The sequence below is a fragment of the Microbulbifer maximicatervae (SeqCode) genome (assembly GCF_052467225.1).
In genome coordinates this window covers 2,840,138-2,862,382 of sequence record NZ_CP174303.1, presented here as the reverse complement: position 1 = coordinate 2,862,382, position 22,245 = coordinate 2,840,138, and the positions used below count along the sequence as shown (strand labels likewise).

21 protein-coding genes and 1 pseudogene are annotated in these 22,245 nt (G+C 48.1%); 7 read left to right on the top strand and 15 right to left on the bottom strand.

From position 1 onward, the window contains the following. Positions 1-198 precede the first annotated feature (198 nt). A complete protein-coding gene (locus ACJJIZ_RS12625) occupies positions 199-1,026 on the bottom strand; it encodes a LysR substrate-binding domain-containing protein (protein ID WP_444913630.1) in 828 nt (275 codons plus the stop codon). Between the two features lie 119 nt (positions 1,027-1,145). Between ACJJIZ_RS12625 and ACJJIZ_RS12620 the strand changes: the two genes are divergently transcribed. Both ACJJIZ_RS12620 and ACJJIZ_RS12615 read left to right on the top strand, forming a co-directional pair. After that, complete coding sequence (locus ACJJIZ_RS12620) at positions 1,146-1,832, top strand: sterol desaturase family protein (protein WP_444913629.1); 687 nt, start codon at positions 1,146-1,148, stop codon at positions 1,830-1,832. A gap of 320 nt (positions 1,833-2,152) precedes the next feature. Next, complete coding sequence (locus ACJJIZ_RS12615) at positions 2,153-2,263, top strand: hypothetical protein (protein WP_444913628.1); 111 nt, start codon at positions 2,153-2,155, stop codon at positions 2,261-2,263. Between the two features lie 416 nt (positions 2,264-2,679). Here the strand turns inward: ACJJIZ_RS12615 and ACJJIZ_RS12610 are convergent, their stop codons facing one another. The 8 genes from ACJJIZ_RS12610 to ACJJIZ_RS12575 form a co-directional block, all read right to left on the bottom strand. Next, a complete protein-coding gene (locus ACJJIZ_RS12610) occupies positions 2,680-3,186 on the bottom strand; it encodes a hypothetical protein (RefSeq protein WP_444897114.1) in 507 nt (168 codons plus the stop codon). Between the two features lie 93 nt (positions 3,187-3,279). Then, entirely contained in the window at positions 3,280-3,702 is a 423-nt protein-coding gene (locus ACJJIZ_RS12605; RefSeq protein ID WP_444897113.1) for a hypothetical protein, read from the bottom strand. A 98-nt stretch (positions 3,703-3,800) separates the two neighbouring features. Then, positions 3,801-4,256: a hypothetical protein gene (locus ACJJIZ_RS12600; RefSeq protein ID WP_444913627.1), complete on the bottom strand. Its 456-nt coding sequence runs from the start codon at positions 4,254-4,256 to the stop codon at positions 3,801-3,803. A gap of 326 nt (positions 4,257-4,582) precedes the next feature. Further along, the gene (locus ACJJIZ_RS12595) at positions 4,583-5,089 is read right to left on the bottom strand and encodes a DUF3592 domain-containing protein (RefSeq protein ID WP_444913626.1); all 507 of its coding nucleotides are present in this window, start codon (positions 5,087-5,089) and stop codon (positions 4,583-4,585) included. 264 nt (positions 5,090-5,353) lie between these two features. Next, positions 5,354-5,908 carry a hypothetical protein gene (locus ACJJIZ_RS12590; protein WP_444913625.1) on the bottom strand — a complete coding sequence of 185 codons (555 nt, stop codon included), beginning with the start codon at positions 5,906-5,908 and terminating at the stop codon, positions 5,354-5,356. Positions 5,909-6,471: 563 nt separating this feature from the next. Further along, a complete protein-coding gene (locus ACJJIZ_RS12585) occupies positions 6,472-6,936 on the bottom strand; it encodes a DUF2489 domain-containing protein (RefSeq protein WP_413665600.1) in 465 nt (154 codons plus the stop codon). After that, a complete protein-coding gene (locus ACJJIZ_RS12580; RefSeq protein WP_413665599.1) occupies positions 6,936-7,865 on the bottom strand; it encodes an AEC family transporter in 930 nt (309 codons plus the stop codon). The genes ACJJIZ_RS12585 and ACJJIZ_RS12580 overlap by 1 nt, the downstream gene beginning before the upstream one ends. 6 nt (positions 7,866-7,871) lie before the next feature. After that, the gene (locus tag ACJJIZ_RS12575) at positions 7,872-9,350 is read right to left on the bottom strand and encodes a DNA recombination protein RmuC (protein ID WP_444913624.1); all 1,479 of its coding nucleotides are present in this window, start codon (positions 9,348-9,350) and stop codon (positions 7,872-7,874) included. A 155-nt stretch (positions 9,351-9,505) separates the two neighbouring features. Between ACJJIZ_RS12575 and murI the strand changes: the two genes are divergently transcribed. The 3 genes from murI (at position 9,506) to ACJJIZ_RS12560 (ending at position 16,592) form a co-directional block, all read left to right on the top strand. Beyond that, complete coding sequence (gene murI / locus ACJJIZ_RS12570; RefSeq protein ID WP_444913623.1) at positions 9,506-10,339, top strand: glutamate racemase; 834 nt, start codon at positions 9,506-9,508, stop codon at positions 10,337-10,339. Between the two features lie 98 nt (positions 10,340-10,437). Beyond that, positions 10,438-13,137, top strand: a complete 2,700-nt coding sequence (locus ACJJIZ_RS12565) for a PD-(D/E)XK nuclease family protein (RefSeq protein WP_444913622.1) — start codon at positions 10,438-10,440, stop codon at positions 13,135-13,137. Further along, positions 13,134-16,592 carry a UvrD-helicase domain-containing protein gene (locus tag ACJJIZ_RS12560; RefSeq protein ID WP_444913621.1) on the top strand — a complete coding sequence of 1,153 codons (3,459 nt, stop codon included), beginning with the start codon at positions 13,134-13,136 and terminating at the stop codon, positions 16,590-16,592. The genes ACJJIZ_RS12565 and ACJJIZ_RS12560 overlap by 4 nt, the downstream gene beginning before the upstream one ends. Positions 16,593-16,912: 320 nt before the next feature. On the opposite strand, the gene ACJJIZ_RS12555 is transcribed toward ACJJIZ_RS12560, so the two are convergent. The 3 genes from ACJJIZ_RS12555 to ACJJIZ_RS12545 form a co-directional block, all read right to left on the bottom strand. Then, positions 16,913-17,803, bottom strand: coding sequence for a hypothetical protein (locus tag ACJJIZ_RS12555; protein WP_413665594.1), 891 nt, complete (start codon positions 17,801-17,803; stop codon positions 16,913-16,915). Positions 17,804-17,999: 196 nt separating this feature from the next. After that, positions 18,000-18,233 carry a hypothetical protein gene (locus ACJJIZ_RS12550; protein WP_444913620.1) on the bottom strand — a complete coding sequence of 78 codons (234 nt, stop codon included), beginning with the start codon at positions 18,231-18,233 and terminating at the stop codon, positions 18,000-18,002. A gap of 2 nt (positions 18,234-18,235) precedes the next feature. Then, positions 18,236-18,697, bottom strand: coding sequence for a Tse2 family ADP-ribosyltransferase toxin (locus ACJJIZ_RS12545; RefSeq protein WP_444913619.1), 462 nt, complete (start codon positions 18,695-18,697; stop codon positions 18,236-18,238). 715 nt (positions 18,698-19,412) lie between these two features. On the opposite strand from ACJJIZ_RS12545, the gene csrA reads away from it, so the two are divergent. Further along, positions 19,413-19,601 (top strand): carbon storage regulator CsrA, encoded by a 189-nt coding sequence (gene csrA, locus ACJJIZ_RS12540; RefSeq protein ID WP_282932586.1) that lies wholly within the window; start codon positions 19,413-19,415, stop codon positions 19,599-19,601. Between the two features lie 204 nt (positions 19,602-19,805). Here csrA and ACJJIZ_RS12535 read toward each other — a convergent pair whose 3' ends face one another. Together ACJJIZ_RS12535 and ACJJIZ_RS12530 are read right to left on the bottom strand one after the other, a co-directional pair. Then, positions 19,806-19,967, bottom strand: a complete 162-nt coding sequence (locus ACJJIZ_RS12535) for a hypothetical protein (RefSeq protein ID WP_444913618.1) — start codon at positions 19,965-19,967, stop codon at positions 19,806-19,808. After that, on the bottom strand, positions 19,964-20,497 hold the full coding sequence (locus ACJJIZ_RS12530) for a hypothetical protein (protein ID WP_108733461.1): 534 nt from the start codon (positions 20,495-20,497) through the stop codon (positions 19,964-19,966). Before ACJJIZ_RS12530 ends, ACJJIZ_RS12535 begins: the two co-directional genes overlap by 4 nt. A 287-nt stretch (positions 20,498-20,784) precedes the next feature. Between ACJJIZ_RS12530 and ACJJIZ_RS12525 the strand changes: the two are divergent. Next, a pseudogene (locus tag ACJJIZ_RS12525) lies at positions 20,785-20,868 on the top strand (carbon storage regulator); the annotation flags it as partial. Positions 20,869-21,161: 293 nt separating this feature from the next. Here ACJJIZ_RS12525 and ACJJIZ_RS12520 read toward each other — a convergent pair. After that, a complete protein-coding gene (locus tag ACJJIZ_RS12520; protein WP_444913617.1) occupies positions 21,162-21,599 on the bottom strand; it encodes a hypothetical protein in 438 nt (145 codons plus the stop codon). Positions 21,600-22,245: the final 646 nt, after the last annotated feature.

The window sequence follows — 22,245 nt, the reverse complement described above, 5'->3', positions numbered from 1 at the left end:
TTAGGTGGGACATTATCCTTATCAGAACGTTCGAAAAGGATTACCCTATTTGCAGCACATCCGTACTAAAAAAGGGAGCCATAAATATCAAAGGGCACTCGTATTACACAGCGTTTATAAACTCGGGTAAAGCTCCAAAATTATTTCCCTTAGCCATCGATGAGCTGGGTTTGTTGTCTGCGACTTATGCCAGGTGAGCTAAAGTACTACCTTTGGAAATGCCATTGGCAGTTTGAGCATACGTATGGGAAGCTCTTTATAATAGCTTGAAATCATCATTCTTGCTGGTACAACGCCAATTAAATCGGTTGTGCAAACCACATAGGGGAAAGACGAGAGGTGTGGGACTCGTAAACAAATATTACGCTGTAACTTTCTGGGCCTGGCTAGCCTTTCCATTGGAGAGCCCATAGGGTTTCCTCTTAATAGGGATACTTGTGGCAGCGATTGGAATTTTTTTTCACTGATTGTCTCACCCACATTATTATTATGTTTGCTGACAATAATCACAAGCTCTTCTTCTGCGATAGGCTGGTTAACATAGCTGGGGGAATTGACTGGTAGGTAATCAATGATTAGGTCTACTTCCCCATTACTCACCATTCTGGCTGTCATTTCTGACTCATCGGGGAGTACAGTAAGCCTTATGCCGGGTGCAAATTCTCGAAGCCATTTGCAGAAGCCGGGGATCATCAGAGTTTCCACCACATCGGGCATAACGATGGAGAATTCCTGCTCTGCTTTCCGGTAATCAAAAGACGTTTGCTGGAAGCCTGAACGGACGGTGTTGAGTGCCTGGTGAATAGAGGGGTGCAGTACCAGTGCGCGTTCAGTGGGGCGTAATCCCCTAGCGGTCCGTATAAAAAGCTCATCTTCATAAGTAGCTCTCAACCGCTTGAGGGCAGCACTGACGGCCGGTTGGCTCATATGCAGTTTTACTGCAGCTCTGGTCAGGTTTCGCTCAATCATAAGTGCTTCAAAAACGGGAAGCAGATTTAAATCCAGTGATCTAAGATGCGTAGACATTATCAACCTGATGAATAATGCATTTAATAATTATTTATTAGACGATACATGATGTCCCTAATTATATTTATCGTCAATAGCATGAAAAACCGTAAATACTATAAAAAGTCAGGTGAAATATGTCGAACATGCATGATACGGCGGCTTTCAGAGAGCGATATAGAGCCTATGCCCATAGCCGCTATAGCGGCTGGTTCCATTTAGGGAGTATTCTACTGATCAGCCTAATCGGTGCTATTTACTGTATTTTTCAGATAAGTGAGCTGAGGTCGCATGAACTGCTAATAATTCCACTGGGAATTCTTGCTTACAACGCTGTAGAGTATACCGCCCATCGGTGGTCTGGGCATAATAAGTTGAGATTTACCAAACTGTTTTACAAGAGACATACTGGCGATCACCACAGTTTCTTTTCTGCACCTTTGCTGTCTTTTGAATCAACTCGTGATTGGCGTATAGTACTGTTTCCAATCTATCTAACAGCTGTTATCACTTTTTTTCTGGCACCACTTTGTGGTTTTTTTCTATCCTGGGTGGCTTCAGGTAATATGGGATATATCACAGCGGCAACCATGATATTAAATCACCTGGCTTATGAGCTAATGCATATCGGCTATCACCAACCCAAGAGTCACTGGTTTCATAAAGTGCCTGTGTTTCGTGAGTTAGCCCATTTACACAGAATTCATCATCACCGTAAACTAATGAAAGTTTATAATTTCAATTTAACTTTTCCGCTATTCGACCTTTTATTAGGCACTTTCTATTGGGAGCCGCAGGATTCCTTTGACGACTTTCGCGACTGATAGTTTGTAGATTACTTGTACTTTATTACGCACTCGGTTCTGCCTTTAACCTTGATCTTCTTCCTGCAATCTTGCCAGCATTAACTCTCGGATAATTGGCACTGGCGCATTACCAAAACTTAGGAACTCCTCACGGAAGGCCTTGAGATCATATTTTTTCCAATTTTTCGTTTGATTTCCTCACACAGAGAGAGAATATCTGAGTAATTGGCAAAATAGCTGGCTAGCTGTACCTGGCTCAAGGTGACCCGCCGCCACTTGTCTTCAGCTCACTTAAAGTAGAAGCAATTCATGGTAACCGCTTTCCCACAAGGTGCCCCATGAGAGAAACCGTATTTGAGTATATGGAGATAAACTACAATCGAAATCGCCTACACAGCGCCAATGGCTATCTCAACCCTAAGGCGCTTGAGAAACAACTAGTCGCATAGTGGAGTGTCCGTAGTTGACGGGGAGGATCAAAATGCTTCGATCATGCTACTACGAACACAGTAAATAGAGGGGCTTTGGTGGTATACTCATAACTCTGGCCCATCCCAAAATCATTGAAATTTTCGTGTGCAGACATAGTTTTGCAGGAAAGGTATTCAGCCGCAGGCTTGCTTTATGAGTAAGACATATCAATCGGATGCTTTAACATCCAAAGGCTAACTTGTGCGACCAACCTAGCACGATAACAGCCTGCCCCTCAGAAACATAAAGTAGTCTAGGGCCTATATGTAACGAATGAAATTTGCCTCCTCATGATCTCTAAGCGCCAACTCTAAACTTCCCAATCCATTACTAATGGCATAATCAATAGCAAGTATTGCCATTTAGCATATAAAACCATTTAACTTTATGTAATTTATCTGCTAGCCAATCTTTCAGTACGTATTAGATAAGCCCGCCTATAGACCGCATAACCACCCCAAGCAGCACCTGTTGAAGCAATACAGAAAACCATATAAAAATCAGATAAGATTTGAAATCTTACAAGAAAGCCGACTGCAGCAAGCATACATAGAGCTACTAACGCAGCCCATTTCATTTTCCTAGTAATTACTGCATAACCTCTATAAACAGATGAATGATATAGCCCAAAAATTACAGAAACGGCAATACAAAAAACCAACCCCTCAACATCGAGATTGGGGCTAGCCAAAATCAGGAACGGAAAAAGGCACCCTGAAGCTGATATAATTTTGTCTCCTTGAAAGCCAGCCTCATCCCAAAAAATACTATAAATATGATTCGGATCTCCTTCTGACTCGGTTGACATCTTTACCCACAATGGAATCAAGAAAATGACTCCAAGCAGCCCCAAGATAAGAAGAACAAATAAAACCATCCCAAAAAAAATAGCAGTCATCACTTAATTCACTCACAACACCTCAACCACCCTTTACAGAGAAGTAGCACAATACGGCATAAACTATCAGGCTACAAATGTAAAGTGTATTGATCTTCAAGAGGGTTCTATGTGAAGCCTCCACTCAGGTGAAAAAATTGAGTAACTATAATCCTCTGAGTATTCACTAATATAGCTGTAACCTGGGCCACGCCCAGCTAGCTTGACCAGAAACCGCTGAAAGCTAGCAAGGATGCCAGCACTTCCGTACACCCTTAAAATATTCCGGCTATTCCAATCATCCATTGAAAAGTAATCGTTAGCTTTGTTCTGAAGAGCCGTGAAAAGCTCCTCTTTTGTCTCATCACAAATAATCTCGATTGATATTTCTGACTCAGATATCACTAGCACTGACTCATTTTCCCCAATGGCTTTTCCAACAGCATCAGCGAACAGCAAGTAATCTTCTGACTTCGCACTTAAGACAAGATCATCAATCAATCCATTTGACCGAAACATTTGCCTTACTTCTATCTTCACTATTTTTTACCTAACTCGCTAACATACCCAATACTTTCACTTCAATGTCAGTTTTTTCTGTTATAGCTTAACGAATTACCACTTCAGCTGCCTAACTTTTATGCATCTTCAAAAACTCGTAGGGCCTTCTCACCCAGCCAAACTACGGTACCTACCATTAAGCAGCTCATGCCGCCACCCAGCACTGAGGTAACTAATGCGCTAACACCCTGCACCTGCTCACCGTTTGCAGTGACAGTTCCAAAGCCAAAAAAACCAAGAACTCCGAGAACCAACCATAATAACCCGATACTGCAACAGCATGCTAAAAAGCAACGTTTAAACGTAAATTGATTTCGGCTTTCATCAATCGCTCCTTGCCGGGGAATTGATCCTGACAGCCCTGCAATCCTATTATTCAGCTCTTGGACTTCCATCTTTTTCTTAGAAAGTTCAGCTTTCAGATTACCATGTCTTTCTGGATATTTTCCCTGGTCCATTCCATCAATGGCTTCTTGTAACTCTTGAATAGTGTAATTTTCAATTTTTCTCATACTAAATACGGTAGCAACCATAACACTCTATATGAGGGTGGCCGGGGTTTTGGATATATTACAATCGACCCGGAAGATACCCTCTAAATCATAAACATTGCACATCGACTCTCCAAATAGCTCTTTACAGCATTTCCAGCCCCCTACTTAACAACACATACATTCCTTGAAAAAAACTGGAAGCATAAATCTAGCTTTAGGAAAAACAGGATGCTCACACGAACTACACATAAAACCGACCTCAGGCGCTTACAAAAAACCAACCGCCCCGACTATCTCAACGCAGCATCCCAAATTGATTTAAAGATCAGGCACTCAAGATGTAACTTTTCTTAGCGAATTCGCAACTAGTACATCGCTAAATCATACTGCAACAATAAATATCCGTACAAATCTACGAAATAGCTACTCTTAAATAAAACAATTAGAGCAACACCCAAAACTGGCAACAAAGGCACCAAAATGGCACTTAGTCGACTGAACGGTGCCACCTCTAAATATGCAAGACCACTGACTTTTGGGTTAACCCGAACGTCAACAATATCTCCTGGCCGGTATTTTTTGGTAAGGTAAGATTCATATTCCAAACTCGGAAACAGGTCATAACCTCGCAAAACAGGCATTTCGGATTTATACTCTCTTCCTCTAAATTTATAATTGAAGGCAATTATTGCTTCAGTTACCTTTTTTCCATTGGAATCCAATTGATTCAGCAATCGGGAGTGAGTGATCTCTCCAACTACCACAGGCCAATTGCCGAATGTTTTGCGCATCCTCAGATATACAATCGTCTGGAAAAACCCAAATAAAATCATAACCGCAGGAATAAGTAATTGTATAGCTTTAAAGATCATTAATTTATGCTCCTAATATCGTGAGCAGCGGCGGTCTATTCTGGAAACTTTATGCGTGCCAATTGCATTGAATCTACAATGCAAAACATATATTTGACATCCTACAACAAGGCTCACAACCGATACATTATCAATCACGGCCCTCCCAAATTGGGATGCCGAATTACATTTGAGAAATTGTTGACTTTTGCGGAAGATAATCAACCACCAGCGATCAAACTCACGCTGCACCATTAGCCTGAGCACTCAAAATGCTCTACCCTGTTATAATCCGGACTTGTCTCTATCCTTCTTGCGAAGTTCTATTAACTCCTCCAATCTCATCAACTTCCTTTCATTCCTTTCCACGAAGTACTCTATTAACCTTAAATTATCTTTTTGCCACGCATCCATATGCAGCTGTGTTGCTTTCATCGTCACTTCATTTATACGATCTAGCTTTTTAAAAACTGGCCTTTGATTAATCTCCCTTAACTCCAGCAACTCTTCAAAAGTGAGCATTGAAACAATATTATTAACCAGTAATTCCTCAAGCTCCTTGGGGTCGAACTTAAATACATTGGAAGACACCACATCCATGTACAACTGTTCTTCCATGGCAACAATTTCCGGCGACACTTCACTAACCCCATAGAGAGGCTCATATAACTTTATAAAGTCCTCTCTTTGTTCATCGAAGAGTTCTTTGAGGTCTGCAGATTCTTTTTTGGCGACATCATCGATAAATATTTCTCGAGCCAAATCTTCACTTGATTGAGAAAAACCTACCCCCGGTATACACAGGCAGAATAGAAATATATTCTTAATAACTTTATTCATTTGACATTTCACTTAAAACTTCGACCACGTACTTTTCAATAACCGCACCCACCGATAGAATTATATGGGCATCCAGATATCATCACGCCCTACATTTCATATCTGGTTAAGCCTCAGAAAATAGAGGCTTTAATAAATAGAAGATATTGACGATAGAGTCACAGGGTAGATAGATAACATCGGCTCGACACCTACCCACTTCCCCCACCTTAGAAAACCTGCAAACTTCATTGAAAATCAATGAGTTAGCCAATTTCAAAATAGTGCAAACCAATGAAGTTGGTTTTGGCTTTAGGTATCTTGAGCGGATTAGGCTAAAAACCTAGCTTGATGTCAACCTATAAAAATATGGAGATGTAGTCGATGCTGGCGTTTACAGCTGATGGCTGGTGAATTAATTGGAATATATTTTTATGAATTAGATATTTTATAAAAAAGCAATCTGGTTCCAGCAGCAGATTGTTTAGGAGGGAATACTTCACCTGATTTCAACGAGCAGATTTCTGCTCGTTGAAACATACATAAATACTCAAGTTTAATGATTCATTTTCCAGTTTCCAGATTCAAAAAGAACGCCCCAAAATCCGCTTGGCGGCATCCATCGCAAAATCCTTATAGTCCGCCTCTACTTGCGCCATCTCCAATTCATACTTGAACTGTTCTTTACGCGGCAGTTCTTTCCAGTCTTTGAGAATTGGGATATGACTGGTTTTCTCTGCGATGGTGTAAAAGGCCACAAACTCTTCACGCACTTTATCTTCCACCTGAAGTGCATCCAAAAGAACGCGAATACGAATCGAAGCTTCGGTAAGCCCGACTCCATCATCCAATAGCGTGCGAGCAATAATCTGAATACTGTCATTTACTCTTTGTCGCTGATCCTCTGCAGCCTGCTCTAACTCAGCTAGCTGCGCGGCCTGCTTCTTCTGTGCAATCGATAATTTGCGCAGATAGTAGCCAGCTACAATCGCCAGGGAGAAGATAACTAAAGCCGCAACAATCAGCAGCCAAGTAGGAAACACAGTCATTAAATATACACCTTAAGTAACGCCAGCCCGATGCTGGCCGAAATAACAGAGAGCACTGTACTAAGACCAACAATATTGGCCGCCAATTGGCTATTACCACCCATGGTATGAGCCATCACAAAGGCCGATATAGCGCAAGGCGAGCCAGTGATCAGCATTAAATAGCCCAAATAGGTCGGACTCATACCCAGGGCCCAACCAATCAGCACTGAGAGTATTGGTACTCCTAATAACTTGAGCACTGAGGAGGTCAGCGCTGTTGGCGAGCTACGCAGTAGCTGGCCTAGCTTCATACTCGCACCAATGCAAATCAGCCCCATTGGTAAACTTGCAGAGCCCAGTATTTTAACGGTATCAAGCACCATTTGTGGCACTTTGATATCCAGCACCCGGCACAAAATTGCCAGGAATACCCCGATGATTAATGGGTTCTTTGCCAACTCCTTCAGCAACAAGCCCAGGCTGAATTTCTTCTCTTCGTTGTAAAAAACAAAAAGTATTACGGCGAAAACATTGAACTGAATCGTCAACGCTGCAACCAGCACTGCCGAGTGAGAAACGCCCGACTCACCAAACGCCTTCTCAACCCAGGCGAGCCCCACAATGGCAACGTTTCCACGAAATGCCCCCTGGATAAACGCACTGCGATCCTTCACAGTAATGGGCCGAGCCATCAGCCAAGATATGGGGATTATCGCGAAGGTACCCAAAATTCCCGCTGTTAAAAGGGGAATCTCTTCTGAGGGTTTTGCATTCGATGAATAAATACTATCGAACAACAGTGCAGGCAGCATCACGTTGAAAACCAGCACCGTTGCGTCGTCGATAAAGGATTTATGCAACATGCCCTGCCTGGTAAGCAAGTATCCACCGATAATCATCAAAAAGATCGGGCCTGTAACTAGCAGAGCAAAGGAAATATTTTCCATAGGGAATTAGTCTTCCGCAGCAACTCCCTCTTCCTGAGGAAGCGCCATTTGTCCTGAATCGTCAGCCCTGTCACGGAGCTGGGCGGATATTTGTTTACGGGTTTTAGCACCAAGCTTACGCAGACTATCAATACGCTTCACCGCATTACCACGCCCTGTCGCCAGTCGCTTGTAGGTCTGCTGGTAGGCGTCATCCGCTTGGCGCAGGCGGTCACCAAGAACATCCAGTGACTCCAGCACCATAGCAAACTGATCATGCAGCTTGCCGGCTTCGTCGGCGATTTTTTCCGCGTTCTTGTTTTGTTTCTCATAGCGCCAGATATTCTCGACGGTGCGGAGGGTCGCCATCAGGCTGGTGGGGCTCACCAGGACAATTTGCTTCTCATACGCGAAACGGAACAGGTCCGGGTCCGCTTGCATAGCCAACATATACGCAGCCTCAATGGGCACGAAAATAAAGACGAAATCCAGGGTGCGCACACCCTCCAGTTGTTCGTAGGCTTTCTTATTAAGGCCGGTGATATGGGCGCGCAGGGAATTCACATGCTGTTTCAGGGCTTGGGTGCGCTCCTCATCGGTTTCCGCCGAGCTGTAGCGCTCGTAATCCACCAGGGAGACCTTGGAATCGATAATCAGGTCTTTATTTTCCGGCAGGCGCACAATCACATCTGGCTGGCGCCTGCGGCCATCACTCGTCAGGGTTACCTGGGTTTCGTACTCGCGACCCTTCTGCAAGCCGGACTCCTCCAGCAGACGCTCCAGCACTACTTCACCCCAGTTACCCTGGATCTTGCGATCTCCTTTCAGGGCCGAAGTCAGGTTCAGGGCCTCATCACTGATGCGCTGGGTTTGCTCGCGCAACGCTTTAATCTGCCCAAGCAGACTGTTGCGCTCGGCATTTTCGCGATCGTAGACATGCTCCACTCGTTTACGGAAATCCCCCAGCTGACGCTCCAACGGATCGAGACTTTTGCGCAAACTGTCCTCACTGCGGCGCACGAAGCTCTGCTGCTTCTCTTCAAAAATCCGGTTGGCCAGATTCTCGAACTGCTCACCCATGGCAACACGCATTTGCTCCATCAGCTTGCGCTGCTCCGCCAGGGCCGCCTCCCCTTTTTCTACCAGCACCTGGCTTCTCGTGAGCTGTTGCAGCTTGTCCGCCAGCTCGGTACGCAGGGATTCCACCTCAACCCCAAGCTGGGATTCCCGCTCGCGGCTGCTATCGATACGCGCCTGAGCCACCTGCAAAGCGGCTTCGCTTTGCAATAAAGCGCGGCGGCTACTGGCTCGCGCCAACCAAAACACCAAGCCCAACAGAAACAAGATGGCAACAGCCGCCATCACCGCATGATCGGCATTCAATTGCAGCGGGAACGCTGGCATAGAGTGGTACTCCCAGACCTGGAAAGAGATGGATAAATCAGAATTTTGCCAGGGGCCTTGCCCGCTGGCCTGCCCGGGAAATAGCCCAGGCGAAGGCGCCATTCTACCAGCTTGCCTCTGGAAAGTACCCCGCGCCAGCCCGGCCGATAACCTCAGTATCAAGGGATAGGTTTGCGCCCGAGAAGACCCAGCGGGAATTTTTACGGGGTTTTAGGTATTCTTGGAGGATTGGTTTCGATGTTGGTACTCGAGAACGCATGCACAAACACAGCGCCCACCCAGATAGCCCTGCCCCCAGCGCCCTGATCTTTGATTCCGGCGTGGGCGCCATCAGCATTGCGCGGGAGATCCGCCGCCTGATGCCGGGCCTGACCTTGCACCTGGGTGTGGACAACGGCTTTTACCCCTACGGCAACAAAAGCGAAAAGGAACTGCGCCCGCGGATCGTCCAGCAGGCCCAAGCAATGATGGAACACTGCGGGGCCGATATTTTAGTGGTGGGCTGTAACACCGCCAGCACCCTGGCCTTGCCCCAGCTGCGCGAATCCCTGAAGAAACCCGTAGTGGGCGTTGTACCCGCTGTGAAACCCGCCGCTGCCGCCAGCCGTTCCCGCACTATTGCACTGATTGCCACTGAAGGCACCGTCAACCGCCGCTACACCCGAGAGCTTATCGAGCAATTTGCCAACGGCAACCGGGTAATTAATGTGCCCGCACCGGAGTTGGTGCATCTGGCGGAAAGCAAACTGCGCGGCGAAGCTATCACCGCAGAGGATTTGGAGCCGGTATTACACCGCGTATTCCACACCGCCGGCGGCGACCAAGTGGATATTGCCGTATTGGCCTGCACCCACTTTCCCCTGCTGCGGGAAGAACTGGACCAGTTCGCCCCTCGCTCAATCCAATGGCTGGATTCCGGTGAAGCCATCGCCCGGCGCGTGCGCTGGTGGCTGGAAGAACTTGAACTGATGCTGCCGGATGCCCCAAACACTGGCCGCCTGATCACCAGCACTGTGGACTTAACCGGCAATATAGAACGGGCCTTCCGCGAGTTCGCCCCAGTTGCCGAACCCCTCGAATCCAACCCCTAGGATCATCAAAATAGTGACAACTGCTCGTCAAGGTTGACAGCTCCGTCACAAACCGCGACCGTTCCCCGAATAACAAGCCCTAACCGGTACCCGAATTCATGCTGAAGCCGGCATTTCCCGCTCTCGAAATATTTGCGCAGCTGCCCCCCGGCGGACTGCTGCTCACCCCCAACAACCGTTTGCGCAACCGCTGCCAACAGGTGTTTGCCGCGCAGCAGTCGCCCGGTGCCTGCTGGATGCCGCCGCCGGTGGAATCCCTGCGCAGCTGGCTAGACAAACTCTGGTTCCAGCTGCAACAGCGCAACTGGCAGCCCGCCTTGCAGCAGGTATTGAATCGCGAACAGCGGCAGTTACTCTGGCAGCGCGCCCTGGATGAATCCCTGGACCGGCAACTGCTCAACAGCCAGCAGTTGTGCCGGGATGCCGATAGCGCCCTGGCGCAGCTGCTCCAATGGCAGCTGATCTCCGATCTCTTGCAAATAAATGAAGCGCTAACTCCTCTACTGGAGCAGTTCGCACTCTCTATGCGCAGCGACGAGCTGCCGCTGTGCGCCATGATCAAAGCCTTTGCCACTGAGCTTCAGGCCCACAGCGCCATCACGCCAGACCAACGCGACCAATTGATCCTGCGCGCATTCCAGGAAGGCATTCTGGAACCCCTGCCGCAAATTGATACCGCCGGTTTTGCCCAGATTTCGCCCCTCGCCAATGCCCTGATTCACGCAGGTGCCGCAGCTGTAAATGAAAGGCCGGGACTCACCCAGCAGAGCGAACTATCCGTAGCCGCCTGCGCCGATTTGGATGAAGAACTCTACCAAGCAGCTCTTTGGGCCGGACAAAAGCTCGCCGAAAATCCCGGCCACAGCGTCGGCATAGTCGTGAACAATCTCGGCCAATGTCGCGCCCAGGTGGAAGCGGTATTTTCCCGCGTGCTCGAACCCCAATACCTGGACCCGCAGCAACCGCGCTACACACTGCCGTTTAACTTCTCTGCCGGTACGCCCCTGGCGCAGACACCGGTCGGCAGCGCCGCCCTGCAATTGCTATCGCTACTGCAAGACGAATGGGACTATCCCCAATTGCAAAATATCCTGTTCAGCCCTTTCTGGGGCGACGACAGTGAAACCTGGCTGCGCAGTGCCCTATTCCGCCGCCTACAAAAACTGGAACTGCGCCGCATCGACGGCGCAACCCTGCGCTATTGGGCCGAGCGCACCGCAGAAGTGCTCCACTTGGAATCGCCACAACTGCCCCGCCAGTTGGAACAAATGGCCGAGCGCGCCCGCCGCTGGCAGCGAGCCCCCGCAGAAATTTGGGCCGCGCGTTTTTCCGAAACACTTATCGCATTAAATTGGCCCGGCAACCGCAACCCGGACAGCCAGGAATACCAGCAGCTGATGCAGTGGGAATCCATCCTGGAAGAGTTCGCCGCACTCAGCGCCTGCGGTGGCAACCTTACCCTCACCCAGGCCCTGCAATTGCTGCGTCAGATTGCCAGCCGCACCCCCTTCCAAGCGGAAACCCGCGATGGCCCCCTGCAAATTCTCGGGGTACTGGAAGCTGGCGGCCTCGCCTTCGATCACCTGCGCCTGGTCGGCTTTGGCCAGCAGCAATGGCCGCCGGCACCGGCACCCAATCCGCTGCTGCCAATTCAATGGCAAAAACACTGGAAGATGCCCCGTGCCAGCGCCGAAAGAGAATTGGAACTGGCCCGCGAACTCACTGCCGACCTGCAGAATGCCAGCGGCGATATCGTCGTAAGTTACACCTGTGAAGAAGACGGTGTGCAGCAAGGCCTGAGCAGCTTGTTTGAAAGCCCGCAACAAGCCCAACACTTTGCCGAAGGCGCCCTGCACAATCACTACAGCCAACTGGCGCAAGCGTGTCAGCTAGAAAAAATCGAAGACAAAAAGCTACCGCCGCTCACCCCCGCCGAATGCGAACGGGTGCGCGGCGGCGCCTCGGTGCTCAAGGCCCAGGCCCTGTCCCCGTTAAATGCGCAATTGCGTTTCCGCCTCGGCGCCAGCAGTTTTACCCAACCGGATATCGGCCTCGGCCCCGCCGAGCGCGGTAATGTGGTGCATCAGGTGCTGGCGGAATTCTGGCAACAGTGCGGCACCCTCGCACAACTGCAAGCTATGGACGACGAGCAACGCCAAGCGCAAATCGAACGCGCAGTGGAGCGCTCCCTCGGCAGTGTGCGCAAAAAATACAATCACCTGCCGATCGGATTTTGGGCCATGGAAAAGCAGCGCCTGGAGCGCCTGCTGCAACAATGGCTGTCCGTGGAACTGGACAGGCCCAACTTCTCCGTAGAAAAAGTCGAATGGGAACAAGCCGTGGAAATCGGCGGGCTGCACTTTAACCTGCGCCTGGACCGATTGGACCAACTCGCCAGCGGCGAACAACTGGTGATCGATTACAAAACCGGCGTCCCCAGTATTCGCGACTGGCTTACCCAGCGCATCCGCGAACCCCAGCTGCCACTCTACGCCCTATTCCAACCGGACGCCCACGCCATCGCCTTCGGCCAGGTGCGCAACGGCGACTGCAAATGGAATGGCTGTGGAGATCTGGAGCACCCCATCACCGGCATTAAAGCCGTGGGCGATACCGAAAAAGAATCCCCCTACGGCACCTGGAGCAATCTGGTGGAGCACTGGCGCTACAGCCTGGAATCCCTCGCCACCGAATATCGCAGTGGTGTAGCCACCCTCGCCTTTGATCGCCCCACCGATAACAACAGTGAACTCTGGCCCCTAAACCGCTGGCCGGAAAGGGAGCAAATAACCGAATGAACGAAGTCGTGACCACTCCCGCCCTGCGCCGCCCCATCGATGCCGACGCCCGTAGCCAAGCCCTGGATATCAGTCGTAGTTTTGCCGTGTCCGCCCCGGCGGGCTCCGGTAAAACCGGCCTGCTCACCCAGCGCGTATTAAAGTTGCTCGCCGCCTGCCAGCAACCGGAAGAAGTGCTGGCCATTACCTTCACTCGCAAAGCCGCCGGTGAAATGCGCGAGCGCCTGATCGACGCCCTGCACAGCGCCCGCGACCAAGCCCGGCCAGACAACCCCCACGATGCCATCACCTGGGATTTAGCCCACGCCCTGCTGGAACGGGATCGCGAACTGGAATGGGAACTGCTGCAAACGCCCCAGCGCCTGCGTATTCAAACCATCGACGGTCTTTGCCGCAGCCTCGCCAGCCAACTGCCGATCGAAAGCGGCCTGGGCGCACCGGGTGAACCCCTGGAGCGCACCCAAATTGCCTTCGAACTGGCCGTAGTGAACCTGCTCAAACACCTCGATGGCGAAACCCCAGACGCAGACCTACAGCAACTGCTGCTCCACCTGGACAACGACCTGGGCCAGCTCAATAAACTGCTGCGTATTTTGTTGGACAAGCGCGAACAATGGCTCGGCCCACTATTGAGCGTCAACTTTGACGGCGCCCAGGATTATTTTCATTTTGTTATCGACGAACTGGTAGCAGAAAAGCTGCAAGACCTTACCACAGCCCTCGGCAGCTACGCCGGGGAACTGCTGGAGCTGGCCAGTTATGCAGGCAGCAACTTACAAAAGGAAAACCCCAGCCACGGCCTGTGCCTCTTCGCCGAACTGGACGATTTTCCCAGCACAGACAGCAGCGGCCTACCCGCCTGGCTCGCCCTCGGCAGCCTGCTCCTCACCACCACTGGTGATCTGCGCAAAGGCGGCGGCATCAATAAAAAACTCGGCTTTGGCCTGCCGGATAAAAAAGATCCCGAGCGCCCCATCGCCGAAGAATACAAACAGCGCATGAAAGACCTGCTGGCAGAACTGTCCGGCAACGAACCGCTGCTCTCGGCCCTGCGGGAAGTGGGCAAGCTCCCCAGCGGACTGCAACAGAGCCAATGGCAACTGCTGCAAGGGCTCGCCCAGGTACTGCCCAAGTTAGTCGCAGAATTAAAGCTGGTCTTCCAACAGCTGGGCGCCACCGACTATACCGAAGTGGCCCAGGCCGCACTGATCGCCCTGGGCGATAGCGATAACCCCACAGACCTGGCCCTGAAACTGGACCTGCAAACCCAGCATATTCTAGTGGACGAGTTCCAGGACACCTCCCACACCCAGCTACAACTGCTGGAAAAACTCACTGCCGGCTGGCAGCAGGGAGACGGCCGCACCCTATTTATTGTCGGCGACGGCATGCAATCCTGTTACGGCTTCCGCAATGCCAACGTGGGTATTTTCCTGGATGCGCGCGAACGCGGTATCGGTGAAGTACCCCTGGAAGCCCTCGACCTACAAGTAAATTTCCGCTCCGAAAGTGCGGTGGTGAACTGGGTCAACGAGACTTTCCAGAGAGCCTTTCCGCAAGCAGACAATATCGGGCGCGGCGCCGTGCGCTATCTGCAATCCGAAGCTTTTAAAGGCAGCAAATGGGCCGAGCCCTCGGTCAATTTTTACGGCTGCATCGATGACGAAGACCGCAACCGCGAAGCCACCCAAGCGGTTGAACTGGTGCAGCAATTACAAGCGCAAGATCCGGAAAGCCGCATCGCCATTTTGGTGCGCAAGAAAAAACATCTACAAAAGATTTTGCCGGCCCTAAGTACTGCCAATATTGCCTTCCAGGCTCCAGAGCTGGCGCCACTCGCCAGTAAAATGGTGGTGTTGGATTTACTCAGCCTCACCCGCGCCCTGCTCGACCCCAGCGACCGAATCAGCTGGCTGGCCGTACTCCGCGCCCCCTGGTGCGGACTGCAACTGCCAGACCTTTACACCCTGGCCAACTGGGGCAATGGGGATATCACCGTAACCGATACCAGCGCGCGCCCATTATTAATGGCCTTGCAGGAAGTAGACGATATCGCCCTGCTCAGCGATGAAGGGCGCACACGCCTGGCCCAAGCGGCCCCCAAACTGCTGCACGCCTGGCAACAGCGCGGCCGCAAACCCCTGCGCACCTGGATTGAAGGCCTCTGGCTGGAACTGGGCGGCCCCGCCACCGTAGCCCAAAAATCTGACTTAAATAATGTGCAGGATTTTCTGCAATTATTAGAAGCCTTCGATACCGGCGGCGCCATTACCGACTGGCAACAGTTCACCCTGGCCCTGGAACAGCTCTACGCCCGCCCCGCCCAGGATGCCAAAGTGCAGGTGATGACCATTCACAAATCCAAAGGGCTGGAGTTCGAACACGTACTGATCCCAGGACTGGACCAAGGCGGCAAACCCGGCAGCGACCAACTGCTGCGCTGGAGCGAATGGCTCAGCCGCGAAGGCGAAAGCCGCTTCCTGCTCGCTCCCAAAAATGCGCGCGGCGGCCGCGACCCGGTTTTTGAATACCTGAAGCACGACAACAGCGAACGCGAACGTCTGGAAGGCACCCGCCTTTTGTATGTAGGCTGCACCCGCGCCATCCGCTCACTGCATCTTTTGGCCTGCATCAACCGGGATGAAAAAAAGGGTCACCTAAAAGCCCCCGGCAGCGCCGCTCTACTCTCCGGCATCTGGCCCAGTGTTTTACATCACCAGGAAAGCGACTGGTGCCACTGGCTGGAAGCGGAAGAACCCCTGCTCAACCAGGATGAAGCCCGTAGAGATCACGACTACCTGCTGCGCCTGCCCCACCAATGGCAACCCCAAGCTATGCCCCGGCAGGAATGGCTGGCCCAATACCGCATGCCAGACTACCAACCCAAAACTGAGGAAGAAGACAATATTCCCGAACTGGGCCAGGTAGCCCTGCGCTGGCTCAAACACGCCGGCACCGTAGCCCACGAAACCCTCGCCACCATTGCCGAGACCAATATTAACGACTGGACACCCACCAAACTGGAAGCCCAGCGCCCCCTATGGCAACTGCGCCTGAAACAATTGGGGCTATCCGCCACCAGCCTGGACCGTGCCGCCGAGAAAGTGGAGATCGCCGTACGCAACAGCCTCAACTGCCTCACCGGCCGCTGGCTATTGGATGGCTCATTAAGGGAATCCGCCTGCGAACTGGAACTCCACAGCGGCGGCCGACAGTTACGGCGCTCTATTGTGGACCGTACCTTTATCGATAACGAAGGCACCCGTTGGATTGTCGATTACAAAACGGCTGAGCCCAGTGGTGAGGAAAGCCAGGAAGAGTTTACTGCGGCTCAGCTAGAGCAGTATCGGAATCAGTTGGAGAATTACCGCAAGCTCTTTTATGCACGGGGGGAGCGGAATATTCGGTGTGCGCTGTATTTTCCGTTGATGCAGAGATTGGTGGAGTTAGGTTAGGGAACGATGGGTATAGCTCCGAGATTCATATCAATTATTTAAGAGAGCAGTACTGGGTATGTAAAGGACAAGAGAAATCCAATCTCCATATCTTAAAGTAGCTCAATGTGATGCGATTAAGTAAACAAAAATATAGTTACATCACATCGAGCCAGCTCTAGGGGCTAAGTAGACCGGTAATGCAGTCAAAAACTGAAAGGAACCTCATCCAAGCATTATCCCAAAAGAGGTTTTGGGGTTCACTGGGTAAGCCCACAACAAATACAACTTGACCCAATATAGCTGGCAGTACAAAGCATCTTAGACAGAGAGACTAATTCCTACTTCGACCAGAGTCTACGGTCAACCACCTTATTGATTTTAGTAAAATAAAAACACGGATCATTTAACAATTCATAATTACTGAACTTGTTTTTTGGCGCATCATCAAATCGCAATACGGGCATTTTTTCACTGAAGTTCCGAAGACCAGATTTCGACAATGCTTTAATTTCTTCTGCAATCGAATCAGTTAATACAATCTCAACACTATTCAATATAAAGTTTGAAATTTCTTTGAATAATCCGAAAGCACCAGAATCATAATCATCAGTTGTGGCTCTAAATGAGAAAACCAATTCATGCTCAGATGAAATTGCAGCACGAACATAATATTTGATTAGATCACCTTCCTGGCAGCTTAAATCTTGAACAGCGTAGGCAACCCATTGAACACCATTCGTATTAGGTAGCTTGAAGGTTTGCCAGAACAGCGGGAAAAGATAGAGCCATTCCTGGAAAACAGACCCAGTACCTGGGGAGTAATAGGCTTTAATATCACTATCAACCCAATGCTCATAGTCACTGGCTTTAAGTAGATTTAAGTCATTGCCTATCTTCCTAAGTGAGGCAGTAAATTCCATCCCTCCAACATCAGGATTAATGAACGGCGGGCCATGATATTTATACCGCTCCTCTGCAAGCAGTATGCCCCATGCATTGTTGCGAATTTCATTAAAACTATCTAAGGAGTAGATATTCTCATTGAAAGCCAATGGCAAATCAGCACTTGGCTCTTCACCACTAATTTTTGAGGCGTTGCTTAAGGGCTTTAAAAAAGTAAGCTTGGTACCAGAAAGATTACATCTTACCGGTACTGACTTTCTTAAATTAGGCCCTTTAGGGCTTTGTGTAGTGCCAAATAACATCAATTTTTCACAAGCTGCTTTCAAATTAGCTATTTAGGTTATCACGAAATAACTATATTGACCCCAAATGATCGAAACCTATGGATGGAGGCTCCACTCGCCCCCACCCATCTAGTCAGTTGCAAGCTCTTATCAGGCAGCGCACGTTCAATTATTTCGTGAACATGTCAAAACAAGAAATATAAAAATTTGGCTTCTTTTTAACACAAATCTAAATTTGTTAACTTTTACCAATTATTTCAATATAGTCTTCATATTTTGGATACACAGAGTAGTCGGGATTCTTGCCCTCATACATTTGTTTAAGTTTTTTTGCCAAATTTTCAGTCTGAATTACAATTTCACCAGCATTATTTCGTGTTTCTTCGTCCTCAGACTCTAATTCTTTATATATTTTTTGTAACTCGAGCTCGTTCAATCGTACCAAGTTTAAAATATCGGCTATATCAAGCATATTCATACCTTCTGTAAACATTCTGCTAGGTTGTCTAGTAACATACAAAATTTGGTTACAGGCATATCCCAATTTGGTCGAATCGTGTAATGAAAACACTTAAATCTCTTATGCCAATCATCCTTTGTAATCACCAACCCCTTAGGGATTTTGGTATTATCAAATGAAAGCAAGAAGTATTCCCAGGACTTAACTGGACGCCCCTTAGCATCAAACAGTGATATCCCACCAGATTTACAGTCAACCCATAACTCTCCATCCTTTCTATAGGTCTTGATGTCTTCATTTCGAACACGGCCATTAGATAGAAGAAATGATTTCAAAATTGGATACAGAATTGGATCACTATTGTTAGGATTTCTTCCTCTAAACAGATTTACATTCAGATCAAAGCTAGAGTCAAATAGCTCCCCTAGCTCTCGTTTATCAACAAAAAATTGATCTTCCTTCTCATCTTCTTTCATTGATTAAAACTCTCCTTGTGTTCTTAAGCTCTCGCTTTACTTAGCCCTCTCCGCTTTGCGCTAGTAGTAAAGTGCAATGCGGGCGGGAAAAGTGCAAAGACGATCCTGCACTTTCAGCAAAGTGAAGTATAAATCTTCGAGAGTTTTGACTAAAGAAAAAAGTCACAAAACACTAGCGACACAATAGAAATTTGATAGTTCTTATACGAACACATAGAAAAATATAGGCGCCCAAATTATCTTATTGAAATTTATTAGGTTTTTCTAAGCATCAATTCTGCGTAGAATTGACTGATAACTATCAGAATTTTGAGCTGCGGGTAGGCAAATTCTGTAAGGCCTGCCCTAAAGATAGATCCAGGAATTTTCTAAAAAGAGCCACCTCTTCAACAGGAGAACGGTACCGCGAAGTAACAATAGAGAAAAGGCGCTGACCCAAGGTGCTGCAACACCAGGGGCCAGCTAACCAAATTGATAAACACACTATCAAGATGGCTGTATGCATACTACGCTAGAAACCCGCTCGTCTTCAATAAAGTGGAGCACAATCAGCAGCTTGGAGCGACTCCCCAAGCTCTGGGAGCCTAGCGCCCGCCTTTTCCTATTCTGCGCCCACCGTCCCCGCGCCCCACCCCACTCTTCCACCAAGTATCACTTACCAAGCTTCCCTCCAGGGAATGCCCACCCACAGCTTGAGTATCGCTAGGAAACAAACATGTTGATCCTAAAGCGCCGAACAGGCGAAAACCTAAGAATTGGAACGAATGTCTCGATCACAGTATTGGAAGTGAAGGGAAATCAAGTAAAGATAGGCATCCGCGCCCCCAAATCGCTCCCCGTCCATCGGGAAGAGATCTATGTGCGTATCGAGAGAGAACGAAAAATAAGCAACGGAAGGCGTTGAGGAAAGGTTCTCCAAGGAAGGAGGCTCCACCTCAATAAAGTCGCTATTAATAGCTAGTTATCTTCGAGGTATAGGGCAGTGAACTTACATAGCCCTCTTTACAACTACAAAAATTCACCTCTCCACAGAAAGGTAAAAGTCAACACAAATTCGATCGAACAAGCAGTATAACTAGTTCGCAGAAGACTGTGGTCGTTTTTTAACCTATTCTTCTTCATCACTACGATCTATTAAGTTATCCGGTGAGCCCAAAGTGCTATCTTTTTCAAGCTCTTCCTTAATATCTTCAGGAAGTGGCTTGAACAACTCTTTTGCCCTCTCTTCGGCTTTCTTTTTTGCCTGTTCGTATCTTTCTTTATCGTTCATAAGTCTCTTACCAGATAATGTGGATTGCCTTTCTTTGAACCAACCAATTTAAACCCACCATGAGACATATAGTACTTTATGAGCTTGTCATTCATAGGCTCCATGATGCGAATTTTCTTTGCACCAATTAGATCCCCATAAATTTCATACGCCAATAGAGAAATACTGAACATTTCACCGGCATATGGACAATTCTTAGGGGCTCTCTCTATAAAATCTAAACGCATTTCAGTGCCCTTGAATGTAGGGCGACCAAGGGACATTGAACATAGAGTATTCCCTAACCAAACTGACATATCGAATGACTTCGGATAGAAAATCTTATAGCTCCGGGAAAACTCCCAATCCCATGAAACCTTTCGTTCAGCGGTATCCTTCCAAGCCTGGAAAGCATTTAAGGTTTTGTGATCTATACCTTCAACATTTAGAACGCCCTTCAAGTTTCCGGGCAGGCTTTCTTTTGCTATATCTCTTGCTTGCGCTCGAAATACATCATACCGTTCTAACGTTTCCTTATGTGACGGTTGCATTTCTTCTCCTTAAATCTGCTTGTTGAGATCCGCCTTTAGCCGTCACTGAAGGCAGTATTTTCCCGGTTCATTGCGGTCCGACCAATCATGGACATTAATAAGTGAAAGCCTGATATGGATGGGTAATGATAACGCGAATGACCATTTGAGCCTAGCGCCCGCCTTTTCCTATTCTGCACCCACCGCCCCCGCGCTCCACTCTACTCTACTCTTTCACCAAGCATCACTTACCAAGCTTCCCCACCAAAGAATACCCACCCACATCTTGAGTATCGGTAGGAGAAAACATGTTGATCCTAAAGCGCCGAACAGGCGAGAACCTAATAATTGGAATGGGTGTTTCGATCACAACACTAAAAGTGAAGGGAAATTAAGTAAAGACAGGTATCCCCCCCTATCCGCCGTGAAGAGATCTATGTACAACTCAATAACTAACAAAAAACAAGCAATGGAAGACATTAAGGGCAGATTCTCCAAGGAAGGAGGCGCTCGTACTTGCTCAATAGAAGTTTAAACTGATTCTTAAGTGGTATTTTGAACCGATTCCGCTAGCTCATGCCTGTAATTATTGCTCCTGTATTGGCTAGCCATCCCATTTTCAGATTGCTAAACCCAAGGGCCAACTGAAGCAGCACAGCCTCAATTGACAGTTCATGCTCATCTATTAAATTTCTTTTTGCCGGACATAACTATGCCCACTTTGTGGAAAGTAGACAATCTCATTTGTTTTTTTATTAAAAGCGGCACAGTTTCTTGAACCGCAATAAAGGTACAATAGCTCCTTTTTCGCGCCGTTAATTTGCACTATCACTCTACTGTTTTTATCAGTCTTGATATTTTGCAAAATTTTTCTTGCCTCTTGCACACCCTTCTTTTCAAAATGAGCCATCCCCATGATAAAAATAACTACCCCAATGAGGATGGACCATGAATTTTTATATTTTCTTTCATATTTTAAAACAAGAGGCCTATTCTTTTTGGTCGGCAATTTGATCTTTTTTTTAAAATTAACTATATTCCTTGCGCTTGCAGTGTCTTTATTTACATATTCACTAAGGCAAATTTTGTACAATGAATAAAAAGTCACCAAGCCTGCCGCCACTAACGGAACATATAGTATGGTCCATATATTGAGAATCATTCCATGATATAGAATTTGATGAAAGTTTCTGTCCAGGATCTCTCCATCCAAATCTAAAAATTGAAAGAATCCGTGTGTAAACGCCGTGCTAGCCGAGTAAAGAAATGCTGTAATACAAGCTAAAATAACTGCACTATCTAGAAACTTAATAGTTCGCCTCCCTTAAATATATTGATTAACCTAAAACTTATTTACACCACTCCTCACTATAACTTTAAAAGCAACTCAATCAAAGTACCTAGATAGATTAATTAAATGCTTGTGGCTGGTGTATTTGTCCAGTCAAAATCCTGCCCTCTCCAAATTAGGCAAAAAATAGGGGCCGTACCTACCCACGGCTTGAATTCCAAAGGGAAGTAAATAGGTTGGCCATAAAGCACCGAACCGACGAAAGCTCATAAATTGGAACAAATATCCTAGCTGCTGTACTGGAAATGGAAAGCAATCAAGAAAAGATAGGCATCCATGCCCCCAAATCTTGTAAGCGATCAAGAAACCTCATCTAAAAATCAGCCAACTTTTCTCTACTCTCCTGATTTTCAATAATCAGGAGTTCTCAATGAACCCCCAGAGAAAATCCGAATTTTGGAGGAGCATATCAGTGCCA